The organism is Ruminococcus sporogenes (assembly GCF_054655175.1).
On sequence record NZ_BAAHOA010000004.1, the window covers coordinates 179,931 to 193,836 of the forward strand.

General features: G+C 44.2%; 9 protein-coding genes. 6 read left to right on the forward strand and 3 right to left on the reverse strand.

Annotated elements, in window-relative coordinates:
* Positions 1 to 163: 163 nt before the first annotated feature.
* The 3 genes from ACYQ0N_RS13750 to ACYQ0N_RS13760 all read left to right on the forward strand — a co-directional run bounded on the left by ACYQ0N_RS13750 (position 164) and on the right by ACYQ0N_RS13760 (position 4,620).
* Complete coding sequence (locus tag ACYQ0N_RS13750; RefSeq protein WP_460163015.1) at positions 164 to 2,803, forward strand: transglycosylase domain-containing protein; 2,640 nt, start codon at positions 164 to 166, stop codon at positions 2,801 to 2,803.
* A gap of 8 nt (positions 2,804 to 2,811) precedes the next feature.
* Positions 2,812 to 3,930: a THUMP domain-containing class I SAM-dependent RNA methyltransferase gene (locus ACYQ0N_RS13755; protein ID WP_460163016.1), complete on the forward strand. Its 1,119-nt coding sequence runs from the start codon at positions 2,812 to 2,814 to the stop codon at positions 3,928 to 3,930.
* 420 nt (positions 3,931 to 4,350) lie between these two features.
* Positions 4,351 to 4,620 (forward strand): helix-turn-helix domain-containing protein, encoded by a 270-nt coding sequence (locus ACYQ0N_RS13760; RefSeq protein ID WP_460163017.1) that lies wholly within the window; start codon positions 4,351 to 4,353, stop codon positions 4,618 to 4,620.
* A gap of 608 nt (positions 4,621 to 5,228) precedes the next feature.
* Here the strand turns inward: ACYQ0N_RS13760 and ACYQ0N_RS13765 are convergent.
* Positions 5,229 to 6,812 (reverse strand): peptide chain release factor 3, encoded by a 1,584-nt coding sequence (locus ACYQ0N_RS13765; RefSeq protein WP_177532729.1) that lies wholly within the window; start codon positions 6,810 to 6,812, stop codon positions 5,229 to 5,231.
* A gap of 21 nt (positions 6,813 to 6,833) precedes the next feature.
* On the reverse strand, positions 6,834 to 7,970 hold the full coding sequence (gene alr / locus ACYQ0N_RS13770) for an alanine racemase (RefSeq protein WP_177532730.1): 1,137 nt from the start codon (positions 7,968 to 7,970) through the stop codon (positions 6,834 to 6,836).
* A 257-nt stretch (positions 7,971 to 8,227) separates the two neighbouring features.
* On the opposite strand from alr, the gene ACYQ0N_RS13775 reads away from it, so the two are divergent.
* Entirely contained in the window at positions 8,228 to 10,624 is a 2,397-nt protein-coding gene (locus ACYQ0N_RS13775) for a glycoside hydrolase family 94 protein (protein WP_460163018.1), read from the forward strand.
* 51 nt (positions 10,625 to 10,675) lie between these two features.
* Here the strand turns inward: ACYQ0N_RS13775 and pdxR are convergent, their stop codons facing one another.
* Complete coding sequence (gene pdxR, locus ACYQ0N_RS13780) at positions 10,676 to 12,073, reverse strand: MocR-like pyridoxine biosynthesis transcription factor PdxR (protein WP_460163019.1); 1,398 nt, start codon at positions 12,071 to 12,073, stop codon at positions 10,676 to 10,678.
* 231 nt (positions 12,074 to 12,304) lie between these two features.
* Here pdxR and pdxS point away from each other — a divergent pair, with 231 nt between their 5' ends.
* Both pdxS and pdxT read left to right on the forward strand, forming a co-directional pair.
* Positions 12,305 to 13,180 carry a pyridoxal 5'-phosphate synthase lyase subunit PdxS gene (gene pdxS, locus ACYQ0N_RS13785; protein WP_460163020.1) on the forward strand — a complete coding sequence of 292 codons (876 nt, stop codon included), beginning with the start codon at positions 12,305 to 12,307 and terminating at the stop codon, positions 13,178 to 13,180.
* Entirely contained in the window at positions 13,180 to 13,752 is a 573-nt protein-coding gene (gene pdxT / locus ACYQ0N_RS13790) for a pyridoxal 5'-phosphate synthase glutaminase subunit PdxT (RefSeq protein ID WP_460163021.1), read from the forward strand. Before pdxS ends, pdxT begins: the two co-directional genes overlap by 1 nt.
* Positions 13,753 to 13,906 lie beyond the last annotated feature (154 nt).

Consider the following 13,906-nt stretch of genomic DNA (forward strand, 5'->3'; position numbering starts at 1 on the left):
TTGACTGTTTTTTTTCAAAATATACCATATGATTTTTTTAAAAAAGACTTAACAGCATTAAAAAAATATGTTATAATTATAATGTATAAATACATATTACAATATACGGAAAGGAAAACGGGATTCACCCGAATAATACAAAGCGTTACAGAGGTATTTTATTATGACAGACAATAAAAGCAACAGGCACAGCTCCGGAAATTCCGGAAACAGGCAAAGCCGTAAACCGTCAGATAATCATAAACGTGATAACGTCTCACGGCAGCGGTCGCCGTACGCCGCATATTCAGACGGCGGAAAATCGCCGAACAAAAAGCAGACGCAGCCGCGCGCTTCAGGCGCCGCGGGAAAAACCGGTCATACCGCTAAAAGCAGAAGCGGAAGCACAGGAGGAAGACCGCCCGGAAAAGCAAATACGTCGGCAAAGCATACTCCTCCTAACCCGCAGAGCAGACCGACAAGGAAAAAGCCTGAAAATAAAAAGGCGGCGCTGGCAAAAAAAATTGCGGCAATAATGGGAACTACGCTGCTGTCTATATTCCTGGTAGTCGTCATAACCGGTACAATAGTCGCAACGGCAATGACAGTTTACGTACTGGAATTCATGGACGAAACTTCCGACGTTACCATTACCGAGCTTGCCAGCAGCGCAAACACCATAGTATACGCCAATAAGGGCGACAAAGAGCTGGTTCAGCTCTATACGGTTAAAAACGACGTTCAGAGAGTACCGGTAGATATTGAGGATATTCCCCAGCACGTAAGAGACGCTTTCGTCTGCGTTGAGGACGAACGTTTCTATTCGCACGAGGGCGTTGATTATAAAAGAACCTTCGCCGCCTTCGCCAATATGTTCATTCATATATACGACACCAATCAGGGCGGTTCTACGATAACCCAGCAGCTTATCAAAAACCTTACGGGAGACGACGATCCCAGTCCGTCGCGTAAAATAAGGGAAATTTTCAGAGCCATGCAGTTTGAGAAAAAATACTCAAAGGACGTTATCCTTGAAAATTACCTTAATTATATAGGCTTCGGAGGTCCCACAAACGGAATACAGCTCGCTTCGATAAAATATTTCGGAAAGGACGTTGCGGATCTTTCTATTGCGGAGGCGGCCTGCCTTGCGGCTATTCCGAAAAGTCCGGAAACCCTTAATCCCTTTGCCGGCTACGAGGACGAGGAAACGGGAGAATGGGTTAACACCGGAAAGGAAGCAAACCGCGACCGTCAGGAGACCGTTTTATACCACATGTATAATAACGGGGCAATATCCTATGACCAATATAAAGAGGCTCTTGATGAAAAGCTTATATTTACAGACTCGGAGGAATACAAAAAAGAACATCCGGAGGCCAGCGCCGACGATATGATGGACGAACAGAAGGCCACCTCATGGGTAGTCGATACCGCCCTGAGAGAATATGCGGCCGTGCTTATGGACGAATACGGCATAGACGAAGAAGAGGCCATCAAAAGAATCAACAGCGGCGGGTATCAGATATATACCACGGTCGATCTGGATATGCAGAAATATGTAGAAGAAAAGTATCTTGATCTGAGCAATCTTATGGATCCCGATTCAAATTACTCATGGGACGAAAACGATGAAAAGATTTATCCTCAGTCCTCGTTCATGGCTATGAATTATAAGGGTGAAATACAGTGCGTCGTAGGCGGTATCGGCGAAAAAACCGAATCGCTCGCATTTAACAGAGCGACAATGGCCAAAAGACAGCCGGGTTCCTGTATGAAACCGGTATCAACCTACGGGCTGGCGTTGTTCAGCGATCACATTCACTGGGGAAGCATGTATAAGGACTCCCCTATAAAGCTCGACGACGGCAAGGAATGGCCGCAGAACTACGACTATATTTGGACTCGTTCAAGCATTCCGATTTACGACGCTCTCAGACGCTCCAGAAATACTGTTCCGGCACAGCTCTGCAAGGAGCTTACTCCGCAGTCGGTTTTCAACTTCTCTACACAGAATCTGGGAATGGACCTTGTGGATATAACAGAGGACGGCGCTTCGGATATAGCATATGCTCCCTTGACCATCGGCGCGCTGACCTACGGCGTTTCGATTGAAAATTTGGTAAACGCGTTTATGCCCTACGGAAACGGCGGAACCTATTACGACGCTCATATTGTGAGCCGCGTGGAAAAGGGCGACGGATCCCTCGTTTATGAAAACGACGGCAATCCTCACGAAGCGGTCGATAAGGAAACGGCATATGTTATGAACAAACTGCTTCAGGAGGTTATAAAGAGCGGTACAGGTACGGCGGCACAGCTTTCAAATAAAACCGTTGCGGGAAAAACCGGTACTTCAGAGGACTGGAACGACCTTTGCTTTGTGGGAATGACCGAGGATTTTGTAAGCGGCGTATGGATCGGATACGATACCAAAACCGAGCTTAATACAAGTCTTTCATCGGCACAGGTTTGGTACAATATAATCGGAGAATATGCCGACAGCATAGAATCAGACAATCATTATCCCGAATGCGACGACGTAATTTCCGCGCCTATGTGCACCTCCACCGGAATGATAGCCGGCGACGGATGTCCCAAGGGAATAACCGGATATTGGAAATCAACTAACGCGCCTTATTGTTCTAATCATTATTCCTCCGCTCCGTCTAAGGACGACGAGGACGAAAGCTCAGAGGATGAAAGCAGTTCAGAAGCAGAGAGCAGCTCAAAGCCCGATGAAAGCAGCGTGGAAATAGTAGATTCCGATTCATCCTCCGAATCTGCTCCGGAATCCTCGCCTGAAAGCAGCAATGCGGAATAGGAGATATTTTGGATAATAAACTTAAACTGACCTGTCCATGTCATTTCGGACTTGAAAGCGTACTGAAGTACGAAGTAAATAAAATCGGCGGAGAGAACATAACTGTCAGAGACGGCAGAGTAAGCTTCGAGGGCGGCTTCGATATGGCGGCAAGGGCTAATATCTGCCTTTCCACCGCTGAAAGAGTACTCATAGAGCTTTCGGAATTCAGAGCAGTTACATTCGAAGAGCTTTTTCAGGGAGTAAAAAAAATTCCTTTTGAAAATTTTATAGGGATAAAGGACGCGTTTCCGGTAAAGGGACATTCCCTTAATTCCACACTACACAGTATTCCCGACTGTCAGTCGATAATCAAAAAGGCGGCTGTTGAACGCCTTAAGGAAAAATACCATACCGGCTGGTTTGAAGAAACCGGAGCCGTTCACCAGATACAGTTCAGTATTCTGAAAGACAACGCTGTTATCTACCTTGACACCAGCGGCGCGGGACTTCACAAAAGAGGCTACCGCAGAAACGCCAACGCGGCTCCTATAAAGGAAACGCTTGCGGCGGGAATAATCGACTTCGCAAGGATCAGAGACTCAAGCACAGTATGCGATCCTCTCTGCGGCAGCGGAACGTTTCTTATTGAATCAGCAATAAAGGCGCTGAATATTCCGCCGTGCATTAACCGCAGATTCGCCGCTGAAAAGTGGGACTGTATTAATCAGCGCGTCTGGAGCGATGAAAGACAGCGGGCAATCAGCATGGTAAACCGTGAAGCGGAATTTCAGGCCTTCGGCTTTGATATCGACCGAGAGGCGGTTATGCTTTCGGTTGAAAACGCCAAAAAGGCGGGCGTTAAATCTAAAATCAGGATAGACGCGGCCGATATTGCAGATTTCAAGCCGACGCCGGGCAGCATAGTTATCTGTAATCCTCCTTACGGCGAAAGAATGCTTGACATAAGAGAGGCGGAACAGCTTTATACAATAATGGGTAAGGTAATGAATCCGTCGGCAGAAAATCCCTGCTATATAATTTCTCCTCATGAGGATTTTGAACGGTTTTTCGGAAAAAAAGCCGATAAAAAACGAAAGCTTTACAACGGCATGATAAAGTGTAATCTTTATATGTATTTTAAATAAAAAAGGCCAAAGGATTGCTCCTTTGGCTTTTTTTGTTTATTTTTTTGCTCGCCAAATTTAGCTTTTGAAAAAAGCATAGTAAAAGTATTTTTCATTTCTTTGCTCGCAAGATTTAGCTTTTAGAAAAAGCATAGTAAAAGTATTTTTCATTTCTTTGCTCGCACAAAGAAACGAAACAAAGAAATGCGCCGGCTCAAACGCCGCCGGACCGCTTATGCCGCATAAAGCGGCAAATTTTATACATGAATGTGTGAGATAACTAAATTGACTCCCATTAAAAGCTTACATATCTCGGATGGAAAACGCTCCTATGATTTATAAGAACATTGTTTATGATATAGCGAAATATTCGCTAAAATTCACTATTAATATCTTTATATGATATAATTATCTTATAAGTTATTAATAGTGGAGGTTAAAGTGAAAAAGGAAGTTGAAAGAAGTAATGAATATAAGAAAAATAAGGAAAACTATGAGAAAAGCAAGATTCTCGGCAGAAATATTAAAAATATTAGAAAGCAGAAAAAATTAACGGAAATGCAGCTTGGTAAAATGATTGGCAAAAGCAGAAAATTTATAAGTTTAATTGAATATCCTCGGTATGGCAAAGAAATTAACTTAGATTCTCTATTTGATATTTCCAGAGCATTAGATGTTGATATATATTATTTTTTTATTGGCATTGAATAAAAATACTTTAAAATTCAATTAAACCACATTCTTATTAATCATAGGAGCGTTTTCCATCCGAGATATGTAAGCTTTTAATGGGTGAGAAAACAGTTATTTTTGTAAATTCATGTATAAAATTTGCCGCTTTACGCGGCATGAGCGGTCCGGCGGCGAATGAGCCGGCGCATTTCTTTGTTTCGTTTCTTTGTGCGAGCAAAGAAATGAAAAATACTTTTCTTTGCTTTTCATAAAAACAAAAAAGTAGAATAAAGAAATAAGTCAAGTAAAACCACACTCTTATAAAGCATAGGAGCGTTTTCCATCTAAAATATGTAAGCTTTTAATGGGTGAGAAAACAGTTATTTTTGTAAATTCATGTATAAAATTTGCCGCTTTATGTGGCATTAGCGGTCCGGCGGCGTTTGAGCCGGTGCATTTCTTTGTTTCGTTTCTTTGTGCAAGCAAAGAAATGAAAAATAACTTTTACTATGCTTTTCGTAAAAGCTAAATCTTGCGTGCAAAGAAATGAAAAATACTTTTCTTTGCTTTTCATAAAGCAAAAATATTTTGCTTTGCTTTTTCTAAAAGCTAAAATTAAAAGCCTTTCTATCAGAAAGGCTTTTATTTTATCTGTTGAAGTCTGAAAGCTCCAGTCCCTCGTTTTTATCCAAAGCCCATTTAATGTTCCATTCGCTTGAAAACAGCAGCAGGAAATTATCCTTGAAATCCTGAACAAGCTTGGTATCTGAGCTTATTATAAGCTCCTTAGGCTCGACGGGACTTTTATCAATCCATCTGATATATGAATACGGCAGAGGCTCGCGGATTATCTCAACGTTATATTCGTTTTTCATGCGGTATTCGAATACCTCGAACTGCAAAACGCCGACAACTCCGACAATAACCTCCTCCATACCGGTATAAGGCTCCTTGAATATCTGAATTGCGCCCTCCTGCGCAATCTGTTCCGTGCCCTTGACAAACTGCTTTCTCTTCAGGGTATCCTTATGCCTAATCCTTGCAAAATGCTCGGGAGCGAAGGTAGGTATGCCCTCAAAGGTAACCTTTTTTTTCGGAGAGCAAACAGTGTCGCCGATAGAGAAAATACCGGGATCAAAAACGCCGATTATATCTCCCGCATACGCGCTTTCAATTATTTCACGCTCCTGCGCCATCATCTGCTGGGGCTGCGAAAGACGCATTTTCTTGCCGCTCTGGACATGCACAACCTCCATATCCCTTTCGAACTTACCCGAGCATATTCTCATAAACGTCAGTCTGTCACGATGAGCCTTATTCATGTTCGCCTGTATTTTGAACACGAAGGCTGAAAATTCCTCGTCAAACGGATCCGCGCTTCCCTCGGCGCAGATTCTCGGAAGCGGAGATGTGGTCATATCAAGAAAGCTTTCCAAAAACGGCTGTACTCCGAAATTGGTAAGCGCTGAGCCAAAAAATACCGGAGAAAGCTTTCCGTTTCTTACCTGCTCCATATCAAATTCCTCGCTTGCACCGTCGAGCAATTCAATATCCTCCACGAGAGCTTCACGACGCTCTGCGCCGATAAGACTGTCAAGAGAACTGTCGGAAAGACTTGCCTCTACCGCGTCCGCCTGACGGCTTCCGCCGTTCGCCTCAAAGCTGATTATACGACCTGTTCCGCGGTCGTAAACGCCCTTGAATTCCCTGCCCGATCCGATAGGCCAGTTTACGGGATAGGTTTTTATGCCAAGCTCATCTTCTATCTGTTCAAGAAGATCGAAGGGATTACGCGATTCTCTGTCCATTTTATTTATAAACGTAAATATCGGTATATTCCTCATTACGCAAACCTTAAAAAGCTTTCTGGTCTGGTTTTCAACCCCCTTCGACGCGTCGATAACCATTACCGCGGAATCCGCAGCCATCAGCGTTCGGTAGGTGTCCTCGGAAAAGTCCTGATGTCCCGGCGTATCCAGAATATTTATGCAGAAATCCCTGTAACGGAACTGAAGCACAGATGACGTAACCGAGATTCCTCTCTGTTTTTCTATCTCCATCCAGTCCGAAACCGCGTGTCTGTCTGATTTTTTTCCTTTAACGCTGCCCGCCTGATTTATTGCGCCTCCGTAAAGCAGAAGCTTTTCGGTAAGAGTGGTTTTTCCGGCGTCAGGATGCGATATAATGGCGAACGTGCGCCTTTTGTTTATTTCCCTTTGTAATTCAGTCAAATCATATTCCTCCAAATATCGTTAGTCCACATATATTCTGGGCACTCTTTTAGATATGCCGCATACGACCTCATAGCCGATAGTTCCGTAAAGCGACGCTAACTCGTCGGCGGTTATTTCTTCGTTTCCGTCTCTTCCTATAAGCGTAACAATATCGCCCTCCCTGACGTTTCCGGCATGCGAAACGTCCAGCACAAGCTGATCCATGCATATTCTGCCTATAACAGGACATCGCTTCCCGTTTACCAGTACCTCCGCCTTTTCAGAAAGAAGCCTTGAATAGCCGTCCGCATAACCGACCGTTACCGTCGCGGCCCTTATATTATCCTCAGGCGCGCGGTATATTCTGCCGTAGCTTACACTGTCTCCCTTCCCAAGCTCCTTGACCTGAGAAACGACAGCCTTGAGCGTCATTACCGGCTCTACCTCTATCGGCAGCTTCAACGGGTAATTAGGGTGAAGCCCATACATTATAATTCCCGCCCGGGCAAGAGTGCTTCTTTTATTGTTGTGATAGCAAAGCCCTGCGCTGTTGAGGAAATGCAGGTGCGGAAGAACGATTCCTTCTGATTTAAGAAGATCGTAGGTTCTGATAATAAAATCCGCCTGACGTTCGGTATATTCACAGCTTTCCTCATCATCTGCGTCGGCTGCCGCAAAATGAGTGTATAATCCTTCTACGCTCAGTTTATCAAGCGAGAGAATATTTCTTATTTCGACGGCGCATTCCTCCGGAGCGCGATATTTAAGTCCTATTCTGCCCATTCCGGTGTCTATCTTTATATGACAGCGAACCGCCGCCTTGGCGTTTTTGCATAGCTCTCCGGCGTAGTCAAGCGAAAGCACTCCCTGTATTATGTTATTTTCTACAAGCTCATCCGCAAACTCAGGGGGAGTGTAGCCGAGAATAAGTATTTCTCCCTCGGGACAATGACTTCTGACGCTCACCGCCTCGTCAAGATTAGATACGGCAAAATATTTTACTCCGCATTCGCAAAGCTTTTTCAGTATGCCGTCCTCGCCGTGACCGTAAGCGTTAGCCTTAATTACGGCCATCAGAGACGTTTCCCTGAAAAGCGTTGATTTAATCGCTCTTATGTTTTTTTCAAGTGCGCTCAGACTTATTTCCGCCCACGCTCTTTTAAGATATGGTTTCATGTTAAGTACGTATTTCCCGAAAAGGAAAAACCTCCAATCTTAATAGTCTTTTGCTTAATCTTTATTATTATACTACTTTTCCATAAAAAATGGAAGTGTTAAATAAAAAAATTCCTTTCATTAATATACCTGATAGACAAAAGAAAAAATTTAATATACCCCCTTGAAATATATCTTATTAAATGGTATCATATTATTAGCTTTATGCCGGAAGGCGAAGCGAATCTTTTACTATTCAGCTAAAAGGAGATCTGACGATGAACTATGGTTATTTTGACCTTAAAAACAAGGAATATGTCATAACTAAGCCTGATACGCCGGCGCCGTGGGTGAATTACCTCGGCTCGCCTGAATACGGCGCTATCATTTCAAACAATGCCGCCGGCTACAGCTTTGTAAAATCCGGCGCCAACGGCAGAATCAGCCGTTTCCGCTTCAATTCCATGATGGCTCTGCCCGGCCGTTATATCTATATAAGAGATAACGATACGGCTGATTACTGGTCTGCTTCATGGCAGCCTGTGGGAAAGCCTCTGGACAAGTATAAAAGCGAATGCCGCCACGGTACCGCTTATACGGTTATAAGCTCGGAATATGAGAATATAGCCGCTGAAACCGCTTATTATGTGCCGAACGGAAAAACCTACGAGGTATGGCGCAGCAAAATAATAAATAACGATTCAAAGCCAAGAAAGCTTTCTGTTTTCGGCTTTGTGGAATTTACCAATGACAACAACTATGAACAGGATCAGGTAAATCTGCAGTATACGCTTTTTATTACCAGAACAAGCTTTGAGGGCAACAAGATTCTTCAGCACATCAACGAAAATTCAGGCAGGGACGAAACAGGCTCAAACCACCGCGAAAGATTTTTCGGTATGGTAGGCGCCGACGTGACGGCAGCCTGCGGAAATCCCGACAGCTTTATCGGCTCTTACAGAACCTATTCAAATCCCGAGGCAGTTGAAAAGGGCAGGCTTGACGGCTCTATGAATTATAACTCCAACTCCTGCGGAGCGCTGCAATCGGATATTACTCTTGAGCCGGGACAGACTGCCGAGCTTATATATATTTTAGGTCAGAAGGATAACAGGGAAGCAAGCGCTATCCTTGAGGAATACAAGGAAAAAGGCAGGGCGGACAGGGAAATAGCAGAGCTTAAGAGCTACTGGCATTCTACTCTCAACCGTTTTCAGGTTGAAACTCCGTCAGAAGAATTTAATAATATGATAAACGTATGGAACGCTTTCCAGTGCTTTATAACCTTTATATGGTCAAGAGCGGCTTCATTCGTTTACTGCGGACTCAGAAACGGCTACGGCTACCGCGACACCGTTCAAGACATACAGGGCATTATTCACCTTGATCCGGAGACGGCGGCGGATAAAATCCGCTTTATGCTTTCGGCGCAGGTTGATAACGGCGGCGGTCTGCCTCTTGTAAAATTCAATCATAACGCCGGTCATGAAAATACGCCGGACGATCCGGAATACGTTAAGGAAACAGGACACCCTTCATACCGTGCAGACGACGCATTATGGCTGTTTCCGACTATCGTTAAATATATCGGAGAAAGCGGCAACAAGAGCTTTCTTGACGAGGTAATCGTATATGCCAACGGCGGCGAGGCTTCAGTTTACGATCATCTTAAAAACGCCATACGCTTTTCAATGGAAAGACTCGGCGCTCACGCTATGCCGGCCGGACTTCACGCCGATTGGAACGACTGCCTGAGAATGGGCGCAAAGGGCGAATCCACCTTTGTAGCATTCCAGCTTTATTATGCAATGTCTGTAATAAAGGATATGGCGGCTGAAAGAAACGATATAGAATATGTTTCTTATATTGAAAAGGTTCAGTCCGAATTAGGCGCGTCGCTTGAAAAGTGCTGGGACGAGGACAGATTTATAAGAGGAATACGCGAAGACGGCGTAATCGTAGGAGCAAAGAACGATCCTGAAGCAAGCATGTGGCTTAATCCTCAGAGCTGGAGCGTAATCTCAAAATTCGCTTCGAACAAGCAGGCGGAGGACGCTTTGAACAGCGTTCACGATATACTCAATACTCCATACGGCGCTAAGCTTTTAGATCCTCCCTATAAGGATCATTACTTTGACGGCGCTTTAATGCATATTTTCAACGCCGATACAAAGGAAAACGGGGGAATATTCTCTCAGTCGCAGGGCTGGCTCATTCTTGCCGAATCCCTGATAGGTCACGGCGACAGAGCGTTTGAATACTTTATGGAAAGTTCTCCGGCGGCAATGAACGACAAGGCGGAAATAAGAGTTATCGAGCCTTATGCTCACGGACAGTTCACTGAAAGCAAGGCTTCTCCTTATGAGGGACGCTCTCATGTTCATTGGCTTACCGGAACAGCCTCAACTGTTATGGTTGGCTGTGTGGAGGGTATCTGCGGAATGCGTCCCGACGCCGACGGACTGACTGTTTCTCCTGCAATTCCATCTGAATGGGACGGTTTCAGAATCGAGAAATCATTCAGAGGAAAACAGCTTTCTATTGAAGTTCAGAATGCGGAGCATGTTCAGAGCGGAGTAAGGGAAATCGTACTCAACGGAGAAAAACTGGAGGGTAATTACATTCCGGCTGATAAGCTCGCGACAGAAAACAAAATCACAGTTATAATGGGTTAATATATTATATATGAAAAGTACCGGAATAATATCCGGTACTTTTTTATTATTTTAAAGTCTCCATATTTCTCCAAGCAGTGAGGCCGCTTCTCTTATCGCTTCGCCGTCCATTCCCGAATAGCCTATGACGATTCGGCTTTCGGGCGCCGACTCTTTATCCGTCCAGTAATATTCGGACAATCCGTGAAGTCCTATTCCGTGTGCCGCCGCCGACTCCAAAAGCTCGCTTTCAGTCATTGAATTTCTGACGCGCATAAGAAAATGAAGTCCCGAATCCTCACCGCTTATAATAACCGTCCCTTTTCTTTTCCATTCCTCCGCCGCTGTCAGAAAAATGTCCCGCTTCTTTCTGTAAAGCTTTCTCATGCGGCTGATATGCCTCTCAAAGAAACCCTGCTTTAAAAATTCCGATAAAGTAATTTGCTCGAAAACCGGAACAGTGCAGGCGTAAAATCCAAGCCTTTTACGGTAGGCCGTTACAAGATGAGGCGGAAGAACCATATAGCTTATTCTCATTGACGGAGCAAGCGTCTTTGTGAAAGTATTAATATATATAACGCGTTCGCCGGTATCCATGCTTTGAAGAGTCGGTATCGGTTTACCGGAAAATCTGAATTCACTGTCGTAATCGTCCTCAATTATATATTTTCCGTTTTCAGAATAAACCATGCCTAAAATTTCCTGACGGCGGCTGACGGGCATTATTGTTCCGAGGGGAAAGTGATGGGAGGGCGTAATATGATAAATATCAGTATTATCAAATACATTTCTTATATCCGCGCCGTAATCGTCCATAGCTATCGGCACAGTTTTCATGCAGTTTTGCTTGAATATTCGATATATTTTCCCATATCCGGGATTTTCTATTCCATAGGAACGTTCCCTCCCCAATAACTGTATAATAAGTCCCGTAAGATATTCTGAGCCCGCTCCCACAACGATTTGTTTTGGGTTTACATTCATACCGCGGAAGCTTTTAAGATATGCCGCTATCTGCACTCTCAGCTCCGCCGTACCATAAGGACCGCAGGAATTAAGCAGATCTTCGCTTTGACTGTTCAGCACCTCCCTTGAAAGCTTTGCCCATGATGAAAACGGAAAGAAGGCCGTGTCAGCGCGGTTAGTACCAAAATCATATTTATAATTGTCTTCCGGCGGCTCCTTGTCTATATGCGGAATATCCATATTTTCAGAAGCAAGCCTTGATTGTATTTTTTCAGCATAAAAACCGCTGCCCGGCTTCGAATGAATATAGCCCTCCGCGCAAAGCTGAGAATAAGCGCTTTCAACTGTAACAACGCTTATTTTCAGATGCGAGGCAAGCTCTCTTTTCGACGGCAGCCGCTCTCCTGCGGCTATTTCACCTTTTTCTATAGAGCTTCTGACAGCGCTGTAAAGCTGACTGTATAACGGAATATGAGATTGAGGATCTAAATTAAAAGTTAGCATATAAAATCGACCTTATAAAAAATATTAAAATTGGTTATTGAAATAATGTCAATTCAGTATTAATATTATATCGTACTTTATAAAAACAGTCAAGCGGCAATCAGCGTAAAAAATATTAATATTATACTGATAAATCGTTAGTACGACAGATCAAATGAAAATACATAAAGCCGCAGAGATATTTTCATTACTATATTCGCTGATTCCGAAAGCGGCAGAATGGAGATTAATATGGCAAATAATCGTTATGAACTGAATAAGGAGCTTGCACAGATGCTCAAGGGCGGAGTTATTATGGACGTTACAACTCCCGAACAGGCGGAAATAGCTGAAAAGGCCGGCGCATGCGCGGTAATGGCGCTTGAAAGGATACCTGCCGATATAAGGGCGGCAGGAGGCGTCGCCAGAATGAGCGATCCTAAAATGATAAAGGGAATACAGGAGGCGGTGTCAATACCGGTTATGGCAAAATGCAGGATAGGGCATTTTGCCGAGGCTCAGATTTTGCAGTCTATAGAAATTGACTATATAGATGAAAGCGAGGTGCTCTCGCCGGCCGATGATAAATATCATATCGACAAGACAAAATTCGAGGTTCCGTTCGTATGCGGCGCCAAGGATTTAGGGGAAGCTCTCAGAAGAATCAGCGAGGGCGCGTCTATGATAAGAACAAAGGGCGAGCCTGGTACCGGAGATGTCGTTCAGGCTGTCAGACATATGAGAACGACGCAGGGAGAAATCCGCAGAATTTCGTCAATGTCCGAAGACGAGCTTTATCAGGCGGCAAAGGACTTGCAGGTTGATTATGACCTTGTAAGATATGTTGCAGAAAACAAAAGACTGCCTGTTGTAAACTTTGCGGCGGGAGGCGTTGCGACTCCGGCGGACGCCGCTCTTATGATGCAGCTTGGCGCAGAGGGAGTATTCGTCGGTTCGGGAATCTTCAAATCGGGAAATCCCGCCAAACGTGCGGCTGCAATAGTAAAAGCCGTAACCAATTTTAACGATTACAAAATGCTCGCAGAGCTTTCCGAGGATCTCGGAGAAGCAATGGTCGGAATAAACGAGCAGGAAATAGCTTTGCTTATGGCAGAAAGAGGGAAATAATGAAGGTCGGCGTACTGGCTTTACAGGGAGCGTTTACTGAACATGAAAAAATGCTTGCGTCTTTAGGCGCCGATGTCTTTGAAATAAGGCAGAAAAAGGATATAGAGCAGGGCATGGACGCGGCGATGCTGCCGGGCGGAGAAAGCACGGTCATGGGAAAGCTCTTAAACGAGCTTGAATTAATGAATCCGTTGAGAAAGTTTATACAGGACGGTATGCCCGTATTCGGCACATGCGCCGGTCTTATTCTGCTTGCGGAAAAAATCCTCGGCGACGAATCCGTTCACTTAGGCACAATGCGGATTACCGCCAAAAGAAACGCCTACGGACGTCAGCTCGGAAGCTTCAACGCGGAAGAAAGCTTTGACGAAATAGGAAAAATCCCAATGACTTTTATAAGAGCGCCGTATATCGAAGAGGCAGGCGAAGGGGTTAAGCCTCTTGCTGTCTGCGGAGGCAAAATAGTCGCGGCAAGACAGGATAAGCAGCTTGTTACCGCATTCCATCCGGAGCTTACAAACGACGTTTCAGTGCACAGATATTTTTTAGAAAAAATATGCGGAAATAGTTAATGATTAAAATACCAAAAGCCTTTGAAATTAAAGTATCAAAGGCTTTAAGTATTTTTATTGTATTGACTCATATCGTTTACTTTGCTATAATTAAAAGCAATAAACAGAAATTTGAGGTAAAAAAATGATTAATATACGTCAAGCAAGACAAGAT

Coding starts and splice junctions, on each gene's coding strand:
- pdxT (WP_460163021.1), top strand. CDS start 13,180: ATGAAGGTCGGCGTACTGGCTTTACAGGGAGCGTTTACTGAACATGAA.
- ACYQ0N_RS13775 (WP_460163018.1), top strand. CDS start 8,228: ATGAACTATGGTTATTTTGACCTTAAAAACAAGGAATATGTCATAACT.
- pdxR (WP_460163019.1), bottom strand. CDS start 12,073: ATGCTAACTTTTAATTTAGATCCTCAATCTCATATTCCGTTATACAGT.
- alr (WP_177532730.1), bottom strand. CDS start 7,970: ATGAAACCATATCTTAAAAGAGCGTGGGCGGAAATAAGTCTGAGCGCA.
- pdxS (WP_460163020.1), top strand. CDS start 12,305: ATGGCAAATAATCGTTATGAACTGAATAAGGAGCTTGCACAGATGCTC.
- ACYQ0N_RS13750 (WP_460163015.1), top strand. CDS start 164: ATGACAGACAATAAAAGCAACAGGCACAGCTCCGGAAATTCCGGAAAC.